Below are 21,527 nucleotides of genomic sequence, written 5' to 3'. Positions count from 1 at the left end.
GGAGTAGACATGTCGCGCATCGGTAAGCAGCCGATCATTGTCCCCTCCGGGGTCGACGTGAACATCGCCGGCCAGGACGTCAGCATCAAGGGCCCCAAGGGTCTCCTGACGCTCACGCTCGCTGAGCCGATCATCGTCGAGAAGGCCGAAGACGGCACTCTCGAGGTCAAGCGCCCGAACGACGAGCGCCGCAACCGCGCGCTCCACGGCCTGTCGCGCACGCTCGTGCACAACATGGTCGTCGGCGTGACCCAGGGCTACGAAAAGAAGATGGAAATCCACGGCGTCGGTTACCGCGTCGCGCTCAAGGGCTCTGAGCTCGAGTTCGCGCTCGGTTACTCGCACCCCGTCAAGGTGGAGGCCCCCGCGGGCATCACCTTCGCGGTCGAGACCCCGACCCGGTTCTCCGTCTCGGGTATCGACAAGCAGCTGGTCGGTGAGGTCGCCGCCAACATCCGCAAGCTGCGCAAGCCCGACCCGTACAAGGGTAAGGGCGTCCGTTACTCGGGCGAGAAGATCCGTCGCAAGGTCGGAAAGACGGGTAAGTGACATGAGCGAGTCGACTGTTACGAAGCGCAAGCCGGTGGGCAAGGACATCTCCACCAGGCGTCGTGTTGCGAAGGCCCGTCGCCACTTCCGCCTCCGCAAGAAGGTCAACGGAACTGCCGAGCGTCCGCGCCTGGCCGTGCACCGTTCGTCGAAGCACATCACCGTGCAGATCATCGACGACCTCAAGGGCCACACGATCGCGTCCGCTTCCTCCATGGAGGCCGACGTCCGTGCCCTGGACGGCGACAAGAAGGCCCGTGCGGCCAAGGTCGGCCAGCTGGCCGCGGCCCGCGCCAAGGACGCCGGCGTCACGGCGGTCGTTTTCGACCGCGGTGGCAACGCGTACCACGGCCGCATCGCGGCTCTGGCTGACGCCGCTCGCGAGGCGGGGCTGGAGTTCTGACAATGATCATCACCGGAATTGAGAGGGACGCCTGATGCCAGGACGTACGCGTCGCGAAGGCGGCGGGGGCGAGCGCGGAGAGCGCCGCGACCGTCGTGACGGCGGCCGCGGCGGCGCGGCCCAGGAGAAGACCCCCCACCTCGAGCGCGTGGTTGCGATCAACCGCGTCTCCAAGGTGGTCAAGGGTGGTCGACGCTTCAGCTTCACCGCGCTCGTCGTGGTGGGTGACGGCGACGGCATGGTCGGCGTCGGTTACGGCAAGGCCAAGGAAGTTCCCGCGGCCATCGCCAAGGGTGTCGAGGAAGCGAAGAAGAACTTCTTCCGCGTGCCTCGCATCGCCGGCACCATCCCCCACCCGATCCAGGGTGAGAAGGCCGCTGGTGTGGTCCTGCTGCGTCCGGCCTCGGCCGGTACCGGTGTCATCGCGGGTGGCGCTGTCCGCGCCGTCCTCGAGTGCGCCGGCGTGCACGACGTGCTGTCGAAGTCCCTGGGCTCCGACAACGCGATCAACATCGTGCACGCGACCGTGGCGGCCCTCAAGGGTCTGCAGCGTCCCGAAGAGGTCGCGGCCCGTCGTGGCCTGCCCCTCGAGGACGTGGCTCCCGCCGGCATGATCCGCGCTCGCGCGGGTCAGGGGGTGTGATCATGGCTCAGCTCAAGATCACCCAGGTGAAGAGCACCATCGGTACCAAGCACAACCACCGCGAGTCGATGCGCACCCTCGGGCTGCGCAAGATCCGCCAGTCGGTCGTGCGTGAGGACACCCCCCAGGTTCTCGGCCTGATCAACGCCGTGCGCCACCTGGTGGTTGTCGAGGAGGTCCAGTCGTGACCATCAAGATCCACGATCTGCGTCCCGCCCCCGGTGCCAAGACCGCCAAGACCCGCGTTGGTCGTGGTGAAGGCTCCAAGGGCAAGACCGCCGGCCGCGGTACGAAGGGCACGGGCGCTCGCAAGAACGTCTCGCCGCGCTTCGAAGGTGGCCAGATGCCGCTGCACATGCGGCTTCCGAAGCTCAAGGGCTTCAAGAACCCGTTCCGCACCGAGTACCAGGTCGTGAACGTTTCCGCCATCGCTGCCTCCTTCCCGGAGGGTGGCTCGGTGGACGTTCCCGCGCTGGTGCTGGCCGGGCTGGTCCGCAAGGGCTCGCTCGTCAAGGTGCTGGGTGACGGTGACGTCAGCGTCAAGCTCGACGTCACGGCTGACAAGTTCTCCAAGACCGCTGTGGAGAAGTTGGCTGCCGCTGGTGGGTCTTCCACCGTTTCTGCCTGACGTCCTGTTGTAGGACGTGTCTGAAGGGCCCTGAGGCTTAGCCTCAGGGCCCTTTGGTGTTTCTCGTGGCCGTCGGACGCGTCGGTTGGGTGGGTCGTCCCCTGTCGCGTTGGCGGCTGCGTGTTGCGTTGCGTCGGTGGGGTGGCTTCGCCTTCGGCATCGCGGGCGCGTGCTTGCCGTGAGCGCGCGGTCCTGTGGGTTCGCTTTGCGGGTATTTCTGCGGGAACTTCGGGGCCGGTGTGAACGTTCGCGATCGGCGTAATTGCTGCTCGTAGCACGGATTTGCGGGGCCTGCTACCCCGGATGGGCTAGCGGTGTGGTCAGAGATCAACGAGTTGGAACCTGTGATTGGCCACTGGGTACGGCCTGGTCCTGGAGGGCTGTTAGAGTCGCGGGCTGAACCCGGATGTCCTCCGGGTTGCTTGGTCGTGGCTACCTGACTCGGCCTGCCAACTACCGCATGTGCCGGTCCCTGGGGGTCGGCAACGCTCAGGAGGTTCGCGTGCTCGGCGCATTCCGCTCGGCTCTCGCGACGCCGGATCTACGCAAAAAGATCCTGTTCACTCTCGGGATCATCATTGTGTACCGGCTTGGTGCGACCATGCCCGCGCCGGGCGTGTCCTTCAAGAACGTACGCGCGTGTGCTGAACAGCTTGAAGGCCAGAACATCTACTCGCTGATCAACCTGTTCAGCGGTGGGGCCTTGCTCAACCTGTCCGTGTTCGCGCTCGGCATCATGCCGTACATCACCGCGAGCATCATCATCCAGCTGCTCACCGTGGTCATCCCGCGGTTCGAGCAGTTGAAGAAGGAAGGACAGGCTGGTCAGGGCAAGCTGACCCAGTACACGCGGTACCTGACGATCGGGCTGGCGATCCTGCAGTCGACCGGTCTCGTGGCGCTGGCGGTGCGCGGGCAGCTGTTCGGTGAGTGCGACCAGGACGTCATTCCCAACAAGGACAGCATCTTCACCCTCATCGTGCTGGTCGTCACCATGACCGCCGGTACCTCGGTCATCATGTGGCTGGGTGAGCTGATCACCGAGAAGGGCATCGGCAACGGCATGTCGTTGCTGATCTTCACCGGTATCGCCGCCCGCATCCCCGCCGAGGGCAAGAACATCCTCGACAAGAGCGGCATCACGTTCGTCCTCGTGATCGTGGCCGCTCTCGTCATCATCGCGAGCGTCATCTACGTCGAGCAGGCCCAGCGTCGCATCCCGGTGCAGTACGCCAAGCGCATGATCGGTCGCCGCATGTACGGCGGCACGTCGACGTACCTTCCCCTCAAGGTGAACCAGGCCGGCGTCATCCCGGTCATCTTCGCCTCGTCGCTGCTCTACCTGCCGGACCTGGTCGTGCGCCTCACGCAGGGCTCGTCGACCGAGACGAACTGGTTCTCCACCTTCGTCCAGACGTACCTGGTCAAGCAGTCGAGCTGGGTGCACATCGCCGCGTACTTCCTGCTGATCGTCTTCTTCACGTACTTCTACGTCGGCATCACGTTCAACCCGGACGAGCGCGCTGACGAGATGAAGAAGTTCGGTGGCTTCATCCCCGGCATCCGTCCTGGACGTCCGACCGCCGAGTACCTCAAGTTCGTGCTGGGCCGCATCACGCTTCCCGGTTCGCTCTACCTCGGCATCGTGGCGATCCTGCCGAACCTGTTCCTGGACCTGACCGGCGACGGCCAGAACCAGAACTTCCCGTTCGGCGGCACCGCGGTTCTGATCATGGTCGGTGTCGGTCTCGACACCGTGAAGCAGATCGAGAGCCAGCTCATGCAGCGCAATTACGAAGGGTTCCTCCGCTAGATGCGACTCGTTCTCGTTGGCCCGCCCGGTGCGGGCAAGGGCACCCAGGCCGAAGTTCTGAGCCGCAAGCTCGGCGTGCCGCACATCTCGACGGGCGACCTCTTCCGGTCACACATCAGCAACCAGACCGAGCTCGGGCTGGAGGTGCAGAGCATCCTCGACGAGGGCGCTCTCGTGCCGGACTCCATCACGAACGAGATGGTGCGCAAGCGCTTGGCCGAGTCCGACGCCGCGGACGGGTTCCTGCTCGACGGGTTCCCCCGCAACGTCGCCCAGGCCGACACGCTGGGCGAGTTCCTCGCTGTCGACGACCACTCGCTCGACGCGGTGCTGGAGTTCCGGGTCGACGAGGACGTCGTGGTGGAGCGGTTGCTCGCACGCGGGCGCACGGACGACAAGGAAGAAGTCATCCGGCACCGCCAGCAGGTGTACCGCAACGAGACCGCGCCGCTGCTGAACTACTACGCGGACAAGGTCATCTCCATCGACGCGGTCGGCGAGATCGACGAGATCAGCGAGCGGGCGCTCGCCGCGCTCGGCTCGTTGCGCGACGAGAAGTGACAGGTGGACTGCTTGACCGGCTCCGCTCCGTCATCTCAGGTAGTGAAGGCATGAGCAAGATCGAGATCAAGACCCCCGGCCAGCTGGAGGCCATGCGCGCCTCCGGCCTGGTCGTGGCGCGGGCGTTGCGCAACGTCGTCGACGCGGTGAAGCCCGGGGTCTCCACGTGGGAGCTCGACGAGATCGCCGAGCAGACCATTCGCGACGCCGGCGCCATCCCGTCGTTCAAGGGCTACCACGGCTTCCCGGCGAGCATCTGCGCGTCGGTGAACGAGCAGATCGTCCACGGGATTCCGAGCAGGACGCAGGTGCTGGCCGAAGGGGATCTGATCTCCATCGACTGCGGTGCGATCCTCGACGACTGGCACGGCGACTCGGCCGTGACGGTCGGCGTCGGCACGTTGTCTCCCGCGGACCACAAGCTGTCCGAGGCGACCAGGCTGTCGATGCTCGCGGGCATCGAGGCCGCGGTGCCGGGCGGCAGGCTCACCGACATCTCGTTCGCCATCGAGTCCTCGGCCATCGAGTCGGGGGAGCGTGACGGCATCGAGTACGGCGTCGTGGCGGACTACGGCGGCCACGGCATCGGCTCCAAAATGCACATGGAGCCGTTCCTGCCGAACTTCGGCAAGCCGGGCAAGGGCCCGCGGCTCAAGGTCGGCATGGCCATCGCGATCGAGCCGATGCTGACGCTCGGCACCGACGACTCCCAGGAGCTGGAGGACGGCTGGACCGTCATCACGCTCGACGGCACCCGTGCCGCGCACTGGGAGCACAGCGTCGCGATCACCGAGGACGGGCCCTGGGTGCTCACCGCGCCCGAGGACGACTAGGCGCGCCAACGGTTTTGGACGTAACCCCGCTCACCCGCCCGGTGAGCGGGGTTATTTCGTTTGTCAGCCTCGATACGGTCGTGGTGACGAGCGAGTCCAATGCTTGGGGGCATTGTGGGGGTAACCCGATTCGTCCTGTCCGCCCTTCTGATTCCACTCGCAGGCTGTGCTGCCACGAAGCCGGCCACCGATTTCACCTACCAGGACGTGCCGGCGGAGCGGATCGCCGATCGGATCTTCCTGGCCGACGCCATCGCGGCGGCCGAGGGCTGCTCGCCGCCGTTCTCCGACGTCGTCGTGCGGCGTCCGAACTTCGTCAGTTCGCCGCCTCCGGTCGACGGCGGGTGCGGGGGCAGTGTCCGGGCCGCCGCGCCGGGGGAGTACGTCAACGCCGTGAGTCGCATCACTGTCCTGCACGACGCCGTGGTGCAGGAGTGGGACGCCCTGCTCCAGTCAGGTCCGGAGGCCGCGGAGGCGCGGGCGACCGGGGCGACCTTGCTGCACTGCCTCGACCGGGCCGGCTTCATCCAGCGAGAACCCGGCGAGCCGAGCCAGGTCGGGTACGGCATCGGATCCGGCGACGCCGCGCTCAACAACGCAGCTCAGAGGTGTTCCGACGACACCGGCTACGGGTCGGGGACCGCGGCTCAACGGCTGCGGACGTTGCGCTCCGTGCTCGGCAGGCACGAGTCCGAGATCAACGACATCGCGCGGCTGCGGCCCGTGCTCCAGCGGGGTGCGCGCCCCGGCAGTGGCCCTGAACGGACCCGATTTGGGTTGCCGCTGTGAACTGCGTACACTGGTCAGGTGGCGCACCAGTCGCGCCGGTTCAGTCATGCCCTTGCAGGTGAGATCGAACCGGGCTGACGCGCGTCCAAAGGTTATTACAACTGTCACGAAACGCGGAGGACATGGGCAAGAAGGACGGGGCCATTGAGGTCGAGGGCCGCGTAGTCGAGCCGCTCCCCAACGCGATGTTCAGGGTCGAGTTGGAGAACGGTCACAAGGTACTCGCGCACATCAGCGGCAAGATGCGACAGCACTACATCCGCATCCTCCCTGAGGACCGGGTTGTCGTGGAGCTCTCGCCCTACGACCTGTCCCGCGGGCGCATCGTCTACCGCTACAAGTGACCTCCAGTAGCAGGAGATCTCAGGCGTGAAGGTCCAGCCGAGCGTCAAGAAGATCTGCGACAAGTGCAAGGTGATCCGCCGTCACGGGCGGGTCATGGTGATCTGCGAAAACCTGCGCCACAAGCAGCGCCAGGGCTGAGCAGCTCCACCGCGCGCTCGTCGAGATCCTCGATGACGCAGTAACGAGAATCTCCTCGCACCTACCGCACGCAGGGCTTCAAGCGTGCGGACACCCCCGGATTCCAGGCCGGGGCCGGGACACCGGCTGTGAGAGCAGCCGGAACGACATAGCGAGTCAGTCACCGGAATTGGGCGAGGAGCAGACCTGGAAGTAATCGACAGGAGTTAATCGCCACATGGCACGACTCGCTGGCGTCGACCTCCCCCGCGAAAAGCGGATGGAGATCGCGCTCACCTACATCTTCGGCATCGGTCGTACGCGCTCCAAGGAGCTGCTCGCCGCCACGGAGATCTCCCCGGACCTCCGGGTGAAGGATCTGACGGACGACGACCTCGCCAAGCTGCGGGACCACATCGAGACGAACTACAAGGTCGAGGGTGACCTTCGCCGTGAGGTTCAGGCCGACATCCGTCGCAAGATGGAGATCGGCTGCTACGAGGGTCTTCGGCACCGTCGCGGCCTGCCCGTTCGCGGTCAGCGCACCAAGACGAACGCCCGTACCCGCAAGGGTCCGAAGAAGACCGTCGCCGGCAAGAAGAAGGCCGGCAAGAAGTAAGACCTCGCGTCTACTGCCCTCAACTTAGGAGCTCGTTTTGCCACCGAAGTCCCGCACGGGCGCCGGGGTCAAGAAGATCCGGCGCAAGGAAAAGAAGAACGTCTCGCACGGCCAGGCGCACATCAAGAGCACGTTCAACAACACCATCGTGTCCATCACGGACCCGCTGGGCAACGTGATCAGCTGGGCGTCCGCCGGCCACGTGGGCTTCAAGGGCTCGCGCAAGTCCACGCCGTTCGCGGCGCAGATGGCTGCCGAGAACGCCGCCCGCAAGGCCGCCGAGCACGGCATGCGCAAGGTGGACGTGTTCGTGAAGGGTCCCGGCTCCGGCCGCGAGACCGCGATCCGTTCGCTGCAGGCCGCCGGTCTCGAGGTCGGCACCATTCAGGACGTGACCCCGCAGCCCCACAACGGCTGCCGCCCGCCCAAGCGGCGCCGGGTCTGAGGCACGGGGAGGAGTAAGAACTAATGGCTCGTTACACGGGACCTGCGACGCGTATCTCGCGTCGCCTCAAGGTTGACCTCGTTGGTGGGGACCAGGCGTTCGAGCGCCGTCCGTACCCGCCCGGCCAGCACGGCCGCGGTCGGGTCAAGGAGTCCGAGTACCTGCTGCAGCTCCAGGAGAAGCAGAAGGCTCGTTACACCTACGGCGTCCTTGAGAAGCAGTTCGTCCGCTACTACAAGGAAGCGGTTCGTCGCCCCGGCAAGACCGGCGAGAACCTGCTCCAGATCCTCGAGGCTCGCCTCGACAACGTGGTGTACCGCGCGGGCCTCGCCCGCACGCGTCGCCAGGCTCGCCAGCTGGTCAGCCACGGGCACTTTCTGGTCAACGGCCACAAGGTGAACATCCCGAGCTACCAGGTGTCGAAGTTCGACATCATCGACGTGAAGCCGAAGTCCATGCCGACGCTGCCCTTCGAGGCTGCTCGCGCGTCCTTCGGTGACCGCCCGATTCCCGCTTGGCTGCAGGTCGTCGCCTCGAACCTGCGCATCCTCGTGCACCAGCTGCCCGAGCGCGCGCAGATCGACACGCCTGTCACCGAGCAGCTCATCGTCGAGCTCTACTCGAAGTGATCCTCTCCGAGCCACCGTCTGATCTGGACGGTGGCTCGGGTCGGGTCCCGCATCGGCGCGAAGGGTGTGCCGAGTGCGTTTGCCGGTCCTCGTGGCTGGCTGTTGTTGACGGCGTCAAATAGCGGGCGTCGTTGTAGAGAGGTTGAACCCAGTGCTGATTTCCCAGCGCCCCTCGCTCGCCGAGGAAGCGGTCTCCGAGACCCGTTCCCGGTTCGTCATCGAACCGCTGGAGCCGGGCTTCGGTTACACGCTCGGCAACTCGATCCGCCGCACGCTGCTCTCGTCGATTCCCGGTGCTGCTGTCACGAGCATCCGCATCGACGGCGTGCTGCACGAGTTCACCACGGTTCCCGGGGTGAAGGAGGACGTCACCGACGTCATCCTGAACCTCAAGGAGCTCGTCGTCTCGTCCGAGGAGGACGAGCCGGTGACCATGTACCTGCGCAAGCAGGGCCCCGGTGTGGTGACCGCGGGCGACATCGTGCCTCCGGCCGGTGTCACCGTGCACAACCCCGACCTGCACATCGCGACCCTGAACGGCAAGGGGAAGCTGGAGATCGAGCTCGTCGTCGAGCGCGGTCGCGGCTACGTCCCGGCTGTCCAGAACAAGCAGGCGGGTGCCGAGATCGGCCGCATCCCCGTCGACTCGATCTACTCGCCGGTTCTCAAGGTGACGTACAAGGTCGAGGCCACGCGTGTCGAGCAGCGGACGGACTTCGACAAGCTGATTCTCGACGTGGAGAGCAAGCCCTCGATCACTCCGAGGGACGCAGTTGCCTCCGCGGGTAAGACCCTGGTCGAGCTGTTCGGTCTCGCTCGCGAGCTGAACATCGACGCCGAGGGCATCGAGATCGGCCCGTCGCCGGCCGAGGCTGACACCATCGCCGCGTTCGCGATGCCTATTGAGGATCTGGACCTCACGGTCCGTTCCTACAACTGCTTGAAGCGGGAAGGCATCCACACCGTCGGCGAGCTGGTGTCGCGCAGCGAGGCGGACCTGCTGGACATCCGCAACTTCGGTGCGAAGTCGATCGACGAGGTCAAGATGAAGCTCGTCGGCCTCGGCCTCGCCCTGAAGGACTCGCCTCCTGGGTTCGACCCGTCCGCGGCTGCTGCCGACTACCACGCCGGTGACACCGGCTGGGGCGCCGGTGCCGGCCTGGACACCCACGACGACGGCCAGGACTACGCGGAGACCGAGCAGCTCTGACGCTCTGATTCAGAGCTAGAGGATCTCTTTCAGTTACAGGAGTAAGCGATGCCCACCCCTACCAAGGGCCCACGGCTCGGTGGGTCTCCGGCACACGAGCGGCTGCTGCTCGCCAACCTGGCGACGGCGTTGTTCGAGCACGGCCGGATCAAGACCACTGAGGCCAAGGCGAAGCGGCTGCGTCCGTACGCCGAGAAGATCATCTCGAAGGCCAAGGCCGGCGACCTGCACAACCGTCGCGAGATCATGAAGGTGATCCGCAACAAGGACGTCGTGCACAAGCTGATCGCCGAGATCGGTCCGTTCTTCAGCGACCGTTCCGGTGGCTACACCCGCATCACCAAGACGCTGGCGCGCAAGGGCGACAACGCCCCCATGGCCATCATCGAGCTGGTGCAGCAGAAGCTCGTCTCCACCGAGGCCGAGGCTGCGCGCAAGACCAAGTTCGCCAAGGACGAGAAGCCGGCCGAGGCCGCTGTCGTCGAGGCTGACGCCGACGAGACCAAGGCAGACGACGCCGTCGAGGTTGACGGCGAGCCGACCGCTGAGGCCGTTGAGGCTGAAGAGGCGAAGGACGACGAGGCCAAGGACGAGTCGAAGGACAAGTCCTGACCGGTTCGACCGCTGACGAGCCCGCCGCTCCCCTTGCTGGGGGCGGCGGGCTCGTTCGTGTGCGGTTCGACCTGGGGTACGACGGCACCGAGTTCTCCGGCTGGGCTCGGCAGCCTTCGCGGCGGACCGTTTGCGGCGTTCTCGAGGACACGCTGTCGATGGTGTTGCGGGAGGACGTGTCGCTGACCGTGGCCGGGCGCACCGATGCCGGGGTGCATGCGTCTGGGCAGGTTGCTCACGCCGATCTGCCTGCTGGTGTTGATGTTGCCGGGCTGCCCAAGAGGTTGGCTCGCGCGTTGCCCTCCGACGTTCGGGTGTTTGCCGCTCGGGTGGTGCCTGCGGCGTTTGACGCTCGGTTCTCCGCGTTGCGGCGGCACTACGAGTACCGGGTTTCGGATGCCGACTTCGGCGCGCATCCGTTGCGGCGGTTGGACACTTTGGCCTGGCCTCGTCCGCTGGACGTTTCCGCGATGAACGAGGCTGCGCGGCTTTTGCTGGGGGAGCACGACTTTTGCGCGTTTTGCAAGCGGCGTGAAGGGGCTACGACCATCCGGGAACTGCAGCGGCTTGAGCTGGTGCGATCCGAGGCTGATGGAGTGGTCACGGCGTTTGTGTCTGCTGATGCGTTCTGCCACTCGATGGTTCGGTCGCTCATTGGGGCGTTGCTGGCTGTTGGGGAGGGGCGGAAGGCTGTTGAGTGGCCTTCTTCGTTGTTGTCCCTCAGCGGGCGGGCCAGTGGGGTGACTGTGGCTCCTGCGCATGGGTTGTCGTTGGTTCGGGTGGATTTTCCTGGGGATTCGGAGTTGGCGGCTCGGGCTGAGGCGACTCGGCGGGTTCGCACTTTGGAGCGTTGAGCCGGGTGGTGTTGCGCGCCGGCTTCGCGGGCGATCAGGTGCTTGCCGCGATCGTGCGCCCAGACAACTCGCCTCCGGCTTCGCGGGCAGTCAGGTGCTTGCCGTGACGCACGCGCTATACCTGCTCGCCTTTGGCTTCGCGTGACTGTCAGACCTCGTCGCTAAGTTGGGTCGCGGGGGACTCCAAATCCAAGGGGACCCCTGCGCGAGCCTGCCGTCTGAACCCGAAGGGCCCCGCGCGAGCCTGCCCGTGTGCGGCTGGCCCCTCCTCCGGTAAGGGAGGAGCCCCCGGCGGGGGGACCGGGGGCTCCGAGGGTGGTGCGGCTGGCTTTAGATGTCGAGCGTCCACGAGTCGATGTAGCCCGTGTCCTGGCGATAGAGGTCGCGGACTCGGAGTTGCCAGGTGCCGTTGGCGTCCTCGGCCGCCACGTTCACGCTGTAGGTGGCGTTGAGGTCGTCAGCGCTGTCGGAGCCGTTGGGGACCTTCAGGACCTTCACGGTGCCTGAGGGGGCGATGAGGGACAGTTCCAGGTCGCCTCGGTAGGTGTGCTTGATGGCCACCTTCACGGAGCCGGTGGTGCTGGCCTTGCCGTTGCAGTCGGCGATGGTGATCGGCGACTTGACTTCGCTGGCGTCCGGGATGGCGGTGTCGGTGTCGTTGGTGATTGCGGGGCACTGGCCGGGCGGGTTGCCGGGGGCCGTGCCGGTGATGTGGAGGAGCTTGTTCGGGGAGCCGGTGCCGGGGGTGGTGACGACGTCGGAGGTGGCGTTGTCAACGAGGGCGTCCCGGACCTGCTGCGGGGTTGCGGTGGGGGCCGAGCCCAGGTAGACGGCCGCCGCGCCGACTACGTGAGGAGTGGCCATCGAGGTGCCGCTGATGGTGTTGGTGGCCTCGTCGTTCGTGAGCCAGGCGCTGGTGATGTCGCGGCCAGGGGCGAAGATGTCGAGGCAGGTGCCGAGGTTCGAGAACGAGCTGCGGGCGTCGGTGCGGTCGGTGGAGCCGACGGTGATGGCTTCCGGGGTGCGGGCGGGAGACGTGTTGCAGGCGTTGCCGCCGCTGTCGTTGCCGGCTGCCAGGCCGTATGTGACGCCTGCGGCGATGGAGCGGGCCACGGCGTCGTCGACGGTCTGGTTGGCGCCGCCGCCGAGGGACATGTTGGCCACCGCGGGCTTGCGGGCCGGGTTGGCCTGGACGTCCGCGGTGACCCAGTCGATGCCCGCGATGACGCCCGCGAAGGTGCCGGAGCCCGAGCAGTTCAGGACTCGGACGGCTACCAGCTTCACGTCCTTCGCGACGCCGAACTTCGTGCCGCCGACGGTGCCCGCGACGTGGGTTCCGTGGCCGTTGCAGTCGGTGGCGTCGGCATCGTTGTCAACGGTGTCCGTACCGGACACCGCGCGGCCGCCGAAGTCCGAGTGGGTGAGGCGGATGCCGGTGTCGATGATGTACGCGGTGACGCCCGCGCCGCGGTTCGGGTAGGTGTAGCTGTTGTCCAGCGGGAGCGCGCGCTGGTCGATGCGGTCGAGGCCCCAGGACGGCGTCGGGGTCTGCGTGTCCGAGACGCGGACCTCGCCGTCCTGCTCGACGTAGGCGACGGCCGGGTCTGCCGCGAGGCGCTTGGCCTGGGTCTCGGACATCTGCGCCGAGAAACCGCGCAAAGCGGACTTGTAAGAGTGCTTCACCTTCGCGCCGTACTTAGCGCTGAGGTTCTCCACGCTTGACGTGCTGATGTCCTTCAGCACGACGATGTAGTTGTCCTTCACCGCGTTGGACGCACCGAGGTTGCGAATCTCCCCCTCGGGCGCAGCGGTGGCGGAGACGGACGACAGGACGAGCGCAGTGCCCGCCACCAGTCCGATTCCGGCCGCTCGTCTGGCCCACGATTCTCCCATAGCAGCAAGCTCCCTCGTCGCAGGGTCGTGCAGGTGAGAGTTTTCTTAGTGGCGCGGGCGGATTTCACACAAGACGGTCCACGAAATTGCCTTCTAATGGCGAATCAACAGATTTGCTCGGTGATGTGAATTAGTTGGTGCAGCTGATCTATTTACAAAACAATTGCGCCCCGAACGGTTGTCCGTTCGGGGCGCAAGTTTCGCCTATATTGCCGAGCGTCTCAATCACCCCGGCGGACGGCTCCGAGGATCTGCTGTTCGGCCGGGGTCGTGTAGAGGCGCAGGTGCGCCCACATGTCCTGGCCCATCGCGATGACCTGGTCGTCCTTGAGCTGGGTCAGCTGCTGGAACATCTGCGGGCGCAGGCGCCACATCTGGCCGGCGAGCTGGGCCTGGCCCATCGGGAGGCGCTGCAGCAGCACGAGGTCCGCGTTGTTCGCCGTGGACGACGCCTGCGGGTGCAGGTACGGCAGCACGTACATCGTGGTCTGCCACCCCGCGCGCGGCGGGAACAGCTCCTGCGGGACGTGGCCGCCGTCGTGGATCACGAGCAGCGGCATGTCCTCGGTCGGGCGCGGGAGGTCCGCCGGGGACAGCCGGCGCAGCTGCACCAACTGAGACGGACGGCCGTCCGGGCCCTGGCCCGCGGCGCGCACCACCGGCTGCCACGCCTGCGGGCGGCCCGTCGCGATGATGATCCACGCTCCGGTCGCCATGGCGCGCAACGCGATCTGCCGGGCCAGGTACAGGCCGCCGACGACCACCATGCGGGTCGGCGTCGGGCGCAGGACGGACACGGCGAGCGGTTCGCCCTTCACGCCCTGGCCGAGCATCATGCCGCCGCGGTCACCGCTGGGGCTGACCAGGTCGAGCATGTTCGGCGACACCAGGAACTCCGGCGCCACCGCGCCTCGGCCGCGCGTGTCGAGCAGACGGGACGACGAGCTCATGCCACACCTCCCAGCGGCAGCGTCGCGGCGAGACCCGCGAGCTGCATGCCCCGCAACGGGGTCAGCGTGATGTCGAGCTTGTCACCCAGCTTCGAGAGCTGGTCCTCGGCCCGGTCCAGCTCGCTCGGCGTGCGGGCGGACACCCGCACCAGGCCGCGCAGCGAGACCTGACCGTCCTCTCGGGACGGTGAGATGGACATCGCGAGCGTCGACGAGAGAGCGCGCACACCGGTCAGGGAGTTCAGGTTGCCCTTGAGGCCCTTCGACGGCCAGCCGGTGATCGCGTAGCTCGCGTGACCGACGCCACCAGCGGTGACGCCCTTCCACTTCTCCCGCAACGACACGGGGTTCGCGTTGCCGACGGCCGCGGTCAGCTCTGCCGACGAGATCGCCGCACGCAGCAGCTCGTCCGAGTCGAGCGGGCGGATCGTCACACCGGCGGACTCCAGGGCGTTGCGGACGCGGGACAACGCGCCGATCAACGCGCGGTGCGCGCCGACGACGCCGCCGCCGCGCTCCCGGATCGCCTCGCCACAACGGCGCGGGTCCAGCCGGACCGTGATCCACGTGGTGCGCCGGGCCGCCGCGGGCAGCGGGCCGAGCACCTCCATGTACGAGCTGATGGCCGGCGAGTTCGGCGGAAGTGCCGCACTGCCGGGGTAGCAGTGCCAGATCACGGTGATCGCGTCGAGCACGACGCCGCGGTCCTCCAGGCACGGTGTGAGCGCTCCCAGCGGCAGTGACGGCGCCGAGCCGACCGCGGAGATCAGCGGCGGCGTCGGGTCGACCAGCAGCACCGCGGTCCACACGCCGTCGTGCCACGACAGTGCGAGCGGACGGCGTTCGTGGTCGACGCCCTTGGCGATCACCAGATCGGGGATCGCGAGGCGCAGCAACGCGACGCGCGGGTCCTCCGGGCCGAGCACCTGCAGTTCGTCGTCACCGGGCTTGGACTCCGTCTGCTCTTGACGCTTCGCGGTGCGGCTGTGCGACCGGAAGTTGTAGCGCAGACGGACACCGATCCACTGGGTGAGCCAGCGGCCACGCGATCGGGTGAAGGCCAGGATCAGTGCGATGAAGAGCACACCGCCGGCGATCGAGACGGAGACGACGTTCAGCGCGCCGTTGTCGCCCTTGACGCCCATGATCGCGAGCACGAGGAGGGCGATGGCGAGACCGACCTCGATCGTGACTACGTTCGAGACGGGCAACGAGCCGAGGCTCACGCCGGCGGCTCTGCGACGGACACGCCCGACCGGACGCGGAGGCGCTGGTGCCTGCTGGCCAGGACCTGCGGGTCCCTGCGGCCGTGCCATCCCTGGGTTGGGCCGGGGCGGATGTGGAGTGGTCACGGACATCCGTTGTGGTCTCTTTCCCCTCGATGGTCGGTGGGCTTGGCGAACCGGCCCACGGAGCAACCTGCGTCCGGCTATCCTGCCGAACCGTACCGCGACTGGGAGAGCAGCGAGCCGAGAATGGCATCAACACCCACGACCAAGTCACAGGTCCAGGCCTACCAATTCGTCCTGCGGCGGATGCAGTCAGCGCTTGTCCGCAGAGACGCAGTGATGCTGCACGACCCCATGCGCAACCACTCGCGCGCGACAGCGGTGGGTGTGGTGCTGGGCGTAGTCGGTCTGATCGGCTTCCTCGTGGTCGGTCTTTTCAGCCCGGCCCCGCGGCTGGACGACCAGACCCAGATCGCCATCAGCAAGGAGACCGGCCAGGTCTACGTCGTCGACAGCGCGCCGCGGCGGCTGGTCCCGATGACGAACCTGGCGTCGGCCCGGCTGCTCTGGTACTCGCGCAACAACCCGGACGCGCAGCAGGGTCAGGGCGGCGGCGACGCACCGGCCGGCACCGCGGGCGCTCCGCAGGAGGCGGCCGGCGGCACGCCGAAGCTCGTGAGCGAGTCGGCGCTGGCGAACCTCCCGCGCGGCAGGCTCACCGGTCTGCCGGACGCGCCGGACGTGCTGCCGAAGCAGAACCTGCGGATCGACGCGCAGTGGTCCGTCTGCGACACCCTGAACCTGGACGAGTTCCGCGAGAACCAGGCGGCGGAGAACCAGATCAAGACCTCCGTGATCGCCGGCGTCAGCGGTGGCAACGCCGACCTCGGTGACGAGGCGGTGCTGGTCCAGCAGCGCACGGGCGCGAAGAAGGCGTATCTGATCTACAAGAAGCCCACCCCGCTGCGCGACATCTCGTCGTCGACGGTCCGCGCCGAGGTGGATCTCAAGAACGACAAGGTGATGAACGCCCTGCGGCTCAAGGGCAAGTTCCCGCGGGCGATCAGCACGGCGATGCTGAACGCGATCCCCGAGGTCGCGCCGCTGATCGCGCCGGTCATCGCCGACCAGGGCAAGCAGGCGACCTACGTCACCGAGACGAAGGTGAACATCGGCGAGGTCGTCGAGGTGAACCTGACCGGGACCGCCACGTACATGGTGGCGCTCAAGGACGGGTTCCAGGACGTCCAGCAGACCGTCGGCGACCTGCTGCGCTACGCGTACTCGAACAACCAGAAGGCGATCCCGCTCTCGCCGAACGCGATCGCGGACCACAAGAACCCCGCCAACCCGCTCGACCTCAACTCGTACCCGGAGCGGATCCCCACCACGCTCGAGGCGAACGCCAACAACACCGTGGTGTGCCTGGGCTGGAAGGCCGACAACTACACCGAGCAGAACAAGGCCGAGCACACCTCGGTCACGATCGGCTCGAAGCTGCCCGGCCCCAAGGACATGGCACCGGTCGAGCTCAACGCCGCGGGTGCGGCGGGCGAGATCATCGACCAGTTCCTGATGCTGCCGGGCAAGGCCGCGGTCGTGCGGGCGAGCCAGGGCAAGGGCGACTTCGGCACCGGACCGGTGCAGGTCGTCACGGGTCGCGGCGTGCGCTACGGCGTTCCGGACGGCGGCACCGCGGCGGCGCTGGGTCTCGACGGGACGTTCCCCCCGGCGCCGAACCAGATCCTGAGCCTCCTGCCGATGGGACCGCAGCTCAACAAGAACGAGGCCAACCGCAGCTACGACTCGATCCCGGCGCCCAAGGGCACCATCAAGGATCCGCAGGCGGCCGTTCAGAAGTAGCGGAACCGCTCCGGGTGCATCACCGTCGAATGCGACGAATGCACCCGGAGTTTTCGTAGGGGGACAGAGTCGTGGCCGGTCGTATCAGCGTCGATGCCGAGTGGTTGGAGAAGTACGCCGACCGCATCGACGGGACGACGGACGATCTGAGGCGGGTGCGGGACGCCATGAAGGTGTCCCCGTTGCGCCCGCAGTCGTTCGGCGAGATCGGCAGAACCGTCGGTACCGCCCAGGGGTACGCGCGTGCCGCCGAACTGCTCAACTCGCAGCTCGGCCGCGCCTGTGAGGCGCTCGACGCGGCCTCCAAGGGCCTGCACGCCGTCGCCGAGCAACACGGGCAAGGCGACGAGGAAAGTCTGCGGGCCATCAAGAAGGCCGACCGGCGGTAGGGGGAGCTGTGACCAAGGACGGCAGGCAGATCGCGGCCGAGGTCGGTCCCGAGCTCGACTACCTCTCACGGGTGAGCCGCAAGCTCGGTGTCGTGGACCTCGTGCACGACTTCTTCGACCCGCTGGTGGGCGACTGGAACGACCTGCGCGAGGAAGCCGAACGCTGGCGCAAGGCCGCGAAGGTGACCGAGGCGGTCAACAAGCACGTCTCCGAGCCGCTGGGCGGGGTCGACGCTCGGTGGGAGGGCAAGGACGCCGACGCGTTCCTCGACCACATGCGCAAGGTGGGCCTCGCGGGCGGCGACCTGTCCGACGCGATGAACGCGATGGCGGACGCTCTGGAGGAGACCGCGGACGGCGTGCGCGTCATCGTGCAGGACATGGCGCACGTGCTCGCCGACGCCGCTGACTCGGTGTCCGGCACGGCGTCGTTGCCGATGGAGGGCGACCAGCGCGCGATCAGGCACATCGAGGAGCTCAAGCACCCGGTCCGCGAGCTCCACGAGTCCGCGCGGCAGGTGCTGGAGGCGTTTCTCAAGCTGTGCGACGGGGTGTCCGGTGAGGCCGGCGGCTTCGAGGCCGTGCGGATGGAGCACAGGTACCCCGAGCAGAACTGGACTTACACCGCACCGGCCAAGCCCGAGACCAGGATGCCCGAGCCGGCGAAGGCCTCGGCCACGGCGGCCGCGGGCAGCGCCGCGTCGGGCGGAGCCGCGTCCGGTGGCGTCCCGGTCGGTGGCGGTGGCGGCGGTGTGGGTGCCGGCGGAGTCGGCTCGGTCGGCGCGCCTGCCGCCGCGGCCCAGCAGCCGATGCAGTTCGGAGGCGCCACCGGCGTCGCTGAGCAGGTTCCGCTGGCGGACAAGGGTGCTGGGACCGGACAGGCCGCCGCGGCCGCTGGTGGCCGTCCTGGGGCCGCTTCCGGCGGCATGATGGGCGGTGGCATGGCGCCGATGATGGGTGGCATGGGCGGCGGGCAGCAGGGCGGCGACAAGGAGCACAAGCCGAAGCAGCGGCTCAGCGGCTCGATCGACGATCTGCTCGGCAAACCCAAGAAGGCCGCGCCGAAGACCATCGGTGACGACGACTGACGCTCTTCCCCGACGACGAGAAGGGCCCCGCCGGTGAGTTCCGGCGGGGCCCTTCTCGTCGCGTGTCGAACGTTACGCGGTGCTTCTGCGCTTGCGGTTGAGCGAGTTGCGGACGAACAACGTCAGCGCCAGCAGGATGCCGCCGGCGCCGATGCCGCCCAGCGCCACGATGATCGGCGGCCAGTCGAGTCCCGGCGGCGGAGTGACGCTGGTGGTCAGCTCCTTCGGTTGCGGCGCCTTGAAACCGGCGGCCTCGGCGGGCAGCACCGCGGTCAGCGCGGCGACCGGGTTGACCATGCCGAAGCCGGCCTTGTTGTCCTTGCCGGTCAGGCCGCCGGGGTGCAGGGCCGTGGCCTTGAGGCGCTCCATCACCTGGCGCGCCTTGAGGTTCGGGAACCGCTCGCGCACCAGTGCCGTGATGCCCGCGACGTACGGGGACGCGAAACTCGTGCCCTTGATGTCCTGCACGCCCTGCGCGGTGACGTTCGCGTTCGTCAGGCCGGTGCCCTTGGGGTCGACGGAGATGATCTCCTCGCCCGGCGCCGCGATGCTGACCCACGGGCCCCAGACGCTGAACGACGAGACGTCGCCGGAGCGCGCGATCGAGCCCACCGACAGGACGTCGTTGGCGAACCACGCCGGGGACGACACCGAGTTGACGTTGTTCGGGTCCAGGTTGTTGTTCTGGGCGCTGCACCCGACACCCTGGTCGCTGAGGTTGCCGGCGGCGGTGACGATCACCACGTCCTTGACGTCCACGGCGTACCGGATCGCGGCCTGCAGCTTCCGGTCGTCCGCGCTGAAGCCCTTGGGAGAGCTGCAGTTCGTCAGCGAGATGTTGATGACCTTGGCGTCCTGGTTCGCCGCGCGCACGATGGCCATCGCCAGCGTGCCGACCTTGCCGGCCGACGCCCGCTTCTCGTTGTTCGCGTCGCCCTTGAACTCGAACCGGTCGCTGGTCTGGCGGATCGCCAGGATCGTCGCTTCCGGTGCGGCGCCGACGAAGTCGCCCTCGGTCTTGGCCGCGGCGGCGACGCCCGCGACCTCGGTGCCGTGGCCGTCGCAGTCGTCGGTGCCGTTCGCGTTGCCGTTGACGTACTCACCGCCGCCCTGGACCCTGCCACCGAAGCGGGGGTTGCGGGGGTCGACACCGGTGTCGATGACCGCGATCTTGACGCCCTTGCCCTTGGCGAACCGGTGCGCCTGCTCCAGGTTCAGGTAGACCTGGCCCCAGGGCTTGTACTCGATCAGTTCGCTCTTGGTGTCGGACTCCACGCACCCCTTCGAGGTGCGCTCGTACTTGACGTCCGGTGCGCCCGTGTCGGCCGGCGGCGGGGTGTCGGCCGGCAGGTCCGGCGGCACCGAGTTCGGCCGCGCGGCGGAGGGTGTCGAGGACGGCTGAGCGGAGGCCTGCGGCAGCGCCCCCGTCAGCAGAAGCAGTCCGGCGGTCGCTGCCGCCGTGGTGCGCCTGATGCCCGCCCTCATAGCGTGATCAGGCCTCGGAACACCTGGTACATGTCCATGACGGCCAGCGCCAGCGGCAGCACGGAGGCGATCAGGATCGCCTCGACGATGTCGACGGTGCGGCGCAGCGGCGGCGAGAACTTCTGGCCGGGGAAGATCACGCCGAGCACCAGCGCGAGCGCGCCCAGCACCAGCAGCGCGCCGAAGACGAACGCGAGGCGGTCGAACGACGTCGACGCGATCAGCCAGCCGATCAGGATGCCCGCGCTGGCGAACATGCCGGTCGACAGCAGTGCGACGGCCTGCGCGCCGTTCGCGTACGCCCGGCCGCGCATCATCAGCACGATCGCGACGACCACGCCGTAGATCGGGCCCCAGACCGTGTCGGCGGACGCGGCGACGATGGCGGCGAGTGCCGCGACCACGCCGGTGCCGATGATCATGCCCGTCAGGTACTCGTGCGCGACGGCCGTGCGACGCTCGATGACCGCGTACTCCGGGAAGCCGCTGTCCTCCTTGAGGTCCTCGGCGTTCGTCGGCACGACGGGCGGCGGGATCTTGGCCAGCCGCAGCGTGAGACCCGGCAGCAGCGACAGCGCGGCGAGCGCCACGGCGCCGGTCGCGGCGGCCACACCGGACAGCGGGTGCTCGACGAACGTCGAGACGAGGAACGCCAGCGCCACGAGCGTGCCGCCGGTCGCCGCGGCGATGAACACCGTGATGCCCTGCCCGATCAGCAGGATCCCGCCCCACGCGAAGATCATCATCAGCGCGGAGGCGAGCAGCATCTTCGGGCTGAAGCCCACACCGGGCACGGCGTGGAAGCCCGCGACGAACGCCAGCGGCAGCGAACCGCACGCGGCGATCAGCACACCGGTCGACGCCGAGCTGTAGGCCCGCGAGATGGTCGCGCCCGCCGCCAGCATGGCGATCGCGCCGACACCGCCGGCGATGGCGGCCGCGAGACCGCTGCCGGTGTCGCCCTGCGAGATCGGGCCGGACAGGAACAACGCCACCGCGGACGCGATCAGCGCGAGCGCGCCGGCCAGGTGACCGAACCGCTGCGCGGTCTCCTTGGTCCAGGGCCGGAACGAGTCCGGATCGGACTCCGCGATCGCGTCGACGACGTCGTCGTACAACGGCGGCGGCGGATTCTCGTTGCGGCGCCGCAACTGCAGCAGCTCACCGTCGACGACGCCGAGCGACGCGAGCGTGCGCGCCGGGTCGAGCGGGTTGTCGCCGAGCTTGGCGAGGCACCAGCCACCGTGCCGGACGCCACCGTCCGGAGTGGCCTCTCTCGCCATGTCCAGCAGCATCGGCAGGAGATCGGCCACCGCCACGTCGGCAGGCAGCGCGACGTCGATACGCGTCCGAGGTGCCACCACCGTGACACGGCTGAACACCGTCGTACCGGTCGCCACCAGGGCCCCCTAAGTCAGATCAGCCTTGCAAACAATGTGCCCGACCTTATTGGTCCACTCGGACGGTTGCCGGGCGGCCCTAGTATGGCCGCACCGACGTCTCTTGCACGTGTCGTTTGCAGAACACGTTCGACTGGGTTTTTTTCCGACCCACCTTCGTGACGCGCGCGGATGCGCAAT

The 21,527-nt window shown here is 67.7% G+C and carries 25 protein-coding genes; 20 read left to right on the top strand and 5 right to left on the bottom strand.

Annotated features, from left to right (window positions below; genetic code table 11):
* Positions 1–9 precede the first annotated feature (9 nt).
* The 17 genes from rplF (at position 10) to truA (ending at position 11,050) form a co-directional block, all read left to right on the top strand.
* Positions 10–549 (top strand): 50S ribosomal protein L6, encoded by a 540-nt coding sequence (gene rplF, locus ACIRG5_RS37385; protein ID WP_045309814.1) that lies wholly within the window; start codon positions 10–12, stop codon positions 547–549.
* Position 550: 1 nt separating this feature from the next.
* Complete coding sequence (rplR, locus tag ACIRG5_RS37380) at positions 551–952, top strand: 50S ribosomal protein L18 (protein ID WP_090015388.1); 402 nt, start codon at positions 551–553, stop codon at positions 950–952.
* A 34-nt stretch (positions 953–986) separates the two neighbouring features.
* Complete coding sequence (gene rpsE / locus ACIRG5_RS37375; RefSeq protein WP_053733140.1) at positions 987–1,595, top strand: 30S ribosomal protein S5; 609 nt, start codon at positions 987–989, stop codon at positions 1,593–1,595.
* 2 nt (positions 1,596–1,597) lie between these two features.
* Positions 1,598–1,783, top strand: a complete 186-nt coding sequence (rpmD, locus tag ACIRG5_RS37370) for a 50S ribosomal protein L30 (protein ID WP_030478313.1) — start codon at positions 1,598–1,600, stop codon at positions 1,781–1,783.
* Complete coding sequence (gene rplO / locus ACIRG5_RS37365; RefSeq protein ID WP_093591187.1) at positions 1,780–2,223, top strand: 50S ribosomal protein L15; 444 nt, start codon at positions 1,780–1,782, stop codon at positions 2,221–2,223. The genes rpmD and rplO overlap by 4 nt, the downstream gene beginning before the upstream one ends.
* Positions 2,224–2,725: 502 nt before the next feature.
* A complete protein-coding gene (gene secY / locus ACIRG5_RS37360) occupies positions 2,726–4,036 on the top strand; it encodes a preprotein translocase subunit SecY (protein ID WP_402913928.1) in 1,311 nt (436 codons plus the stop codon).
* Complete coding sequence (locus ACIRG5_RS37355; protein WP_402913925.1) at positions 4,037–4,597, top strand: adenylate kinase; 561 nt, start codon at positions 4,037–4,039, stop codon at positions 4,595–4,597. It begins immediately after the preceding gene.
* A gap of 50 nt (positions 4,598–4,647) precedes the next feature.
* Positions 4,648–5,430 (top strand): type I methionyl aminopeptidase, encoded by a 783-nt coding sequence (map, locus tag ACIRG5_RS37350; protein ID WP_402913922.1) that lies wholly within the window; start codon positions 4,648–4,650, stop codon positions 5,428–5,430.
* Between the two features lie 207 nt (positions 5,431–5,637).
* Entirely contained in the window at positions 5,638–6,219 is a 582-nt protein-coding gene (locus ACIRG5_RS37345) for a hypothetical protein (protein WP_402913920.1), read from the top strand.
* A 122-nt stretch (positions 6,220–6,341) separates the two neighbouring features.
* On the top strand, positions 6,342–6,563 hold the full coding sequence (infA, locus tag ACIRG5_RS37340; protein WP_005166804.1) for a translation initiation factor IF-1: 222 nt from the start codon (positions 6,342–6,344) through the stop codon (positions 6,561–6,563).
* Between the two features lie 25 nt (positions 6,564–6,588).
* Positions 6,589–6,702, top strand: coding sequence for a 50S ribosomal protein L36 (gene rpmJ, locus ACIRG5_RS37335; protein WP_010148647.1), 114 nt, complete (start codon positions 6,589–6,591; stop codon positions 6,700–6,702).
* Positions 6,703–6,919: 217 nt separating this feature from the next.
* Positions 6,920–7,300, top strand: coding sequence for a 30S ribosomal protein S13 (rpsM, locus tag ACIRG5_RS37330; protein ID WP_089915254.1), 381 nt, complete (start codon positions 6,920–6,922; stop codon positions 7,298–7,300).
* Between the two features lie 37 nt (positions 7,301–7,337).
* Entirely contained in the window at positions 7,338–7,745 is a 408-nt protein-coding gene (rpsK, locus tag ACIRG5_RS37325; RefSeq protein ID WP_030478320.1) for a 30S ribosomal protein S11, read from the top strand.
* A 23-nt stretch (positions 7,746–7,768) separates the two neighbouring features.
* On the top strand, positions 7,769–8,374 hold the full coding sequence (gene rpsD, locus ACIRG5_RS37320; RefSeq protein WP_045309822.1) for a 30S ribosomal protein S4: 606 nt from the start codon (positions 7,769–7,771) through the stop codon (positions 8,372–8,374).
* A gap of 151 nt (positions 8,375–8,525) precedes the next feature.
* A complete protein-coding gene (locus tag ACIRG5_RS37315) occupies positions 8,526–9,584 on the top strand; it encodes a DNA-directed RNA polymerase subunit alpha (protein ID WP_319976925.1) in 1,059 nt (352 codons plus the stop codon).
* A gap of 48 nt (positions 9,585–9,632) precedes the next feature.
* Complete coding sequence (gene rplQ, locus ACIRG5_RS37310; RefSeq protein WP_402913915.1) at positions 9,633–10,196, top strand: 50S ribosomal protein L17; 564 nt, start codon at positions 9,633–9,635, stop codon at positions 10,194–10,196.
* 59 nt (positions 10,197–10,255) lie between these two features.
* Complete coding sequence (gene truA / locus ACIRG5_RS37305) at positions 10,256–11,050, top strand: tRNA pseudouridine(38-40) synthase TruA (RefSeq protein ID WP_402913913.1); 795 nt, start codon at positions 10,256–10,258, stop codon at positions 11,048–11,050.
* Between the two features lie 330 nt (positions 11,051–11,380).
* Here the strand turns inward: truA and ACIRG5_RS37300 are convergent, their stop codons facing one another.
* The 3 genes from ACIRG5_RS37300 to eccE form a co-directional block, all read right to left on the bottom strand.
* Complete coding sequence (locus ACIRG5_RS37300) at positions 11,381–12,943, bottom strand: S8 family peptidase (RefSeq protein ID WP_402913910.1); 1,563 nt, start codon at positions 12,941–12,943, stop codon at positions 11,381–11,383.
* Positions 12,944–13,164: 221 nt separating this feature from the next.
* Positions 13,165–13,893: a hypothetical protein gene (locus ACIRG5_RS37295; protein ID WP_402913908.1), complete on the bottom strand. Its 729-nt coding sequence runs from the start codon at positions 13,891–13,893 to the stop codon at positions 13,165–13,167.
* Positions 13,890–15,209: a type VII secretion protein EccE gene (gene eccE, locus ACIRG5_RS37290; RefSeq protein ID WP_402913906.1), complete on the bottom strand. Its 1,320-nt coding sequence runs from the start codon at positions 15,207–15,209 to the stop codon at positions 13,890–13,892. Before eccE ends, ACIRG5_RS37295 begins: the two co-directional genes overlap by 4 nt.
* A 159-nt stretch (positions 15,210–15,368) precedes the next feature.
* On the opposite strand from eccE, the gene eccB reads away from it, so the two are divergent.
* The 3 genes from eccB (at position 15,369) to ACIRG5_RS37275 (ending at position 18,462) form a co-directional block, all read left to right on the top strand.
* Entirely contained in the window at positions 15,369–16,985 is a 1,617-nt protein-coding gene (gene eccB, locus ACIRG5_RS37285; protein WP_402913903.1) for a type VII secretion protein EccB, read from the top strand.
* Between the two features lie 71 nt (positions 16,986–17,056).
* Positions 17,057–17,374, top strand: a complete 318-nt coding sequence (locus ACIRG5_RS37280) for a hypothetical protein (RefSeq protein ID WP_402913902.1) — start codon at positions 17,057–17,059, stop codon at positions 17,372–17,374.
* Between the two features lie 8 nt (positions 17,375–17,382).
* Positions 17,383–18,462 carry a WXG100 family type VII secretion target gene (locus tag ACIRG5_RS37275; protein ID WP_402913900.1) on the top strand — a complete coding sequence of 360 codons (1,080 nt, stop codon included), beginning with the start codon at positions 17,383–17,385 and terminating at the stop codon, positions 18,460–18,462.
* A gap of 72 nt (positions 18,463–18,534) precedes the next feature.
* Here the strand turns inward: ACIRG5_RS37275 and mycP are convergent, their stop codons facing one another.
* Both mycP and eccD read right to left on the bottom strand, forming a co-directional pair.
* Positions 18,535–19,947: a type VII secretion-associated serine protease mycosin gene (gene mycP, locus ACIRG5_RS37270; protein ID WP_402913897.1), complete on the bottom strand. Its 1,413-nt coding sequence runs from the start codon at positions 19,945–19,947 to the stop codon at positions 18,535–18,537.
* The gene (gene eccD, locus ACIRG5_RS37265; protein ID WP_402913894.1) at positions 19,944–21,347 is read right to left on the bottom strand and encodes a type VII secretion integral membrane protein EccD; all 1,404 of its coding nucleotides are present in this window, start codon (positions 21,345–21,347) and stop codon (positions 19,944–19,946) included. The genes mycP and eccD overlap by 4 nt, the downstream gene beginning before the upstream one ends.
* Positions 21,348–21,527 lie beyond the last annotated feature (180 nt).

Origin of the sequence: Lentzea sp. NPDC102401, from assembly GCF_044765805.1 — a bacterium.
Taxonomy (GTDB): Bacteria; Actinomycetota; Actinomycetes; order Mycobacteriales; family Pseudonocardiaceae; genus Lentzea; species Lentzea sokolovensis.
This window is presented reverse-complemented; position numbering and strand designations above follow the sequence as displayed.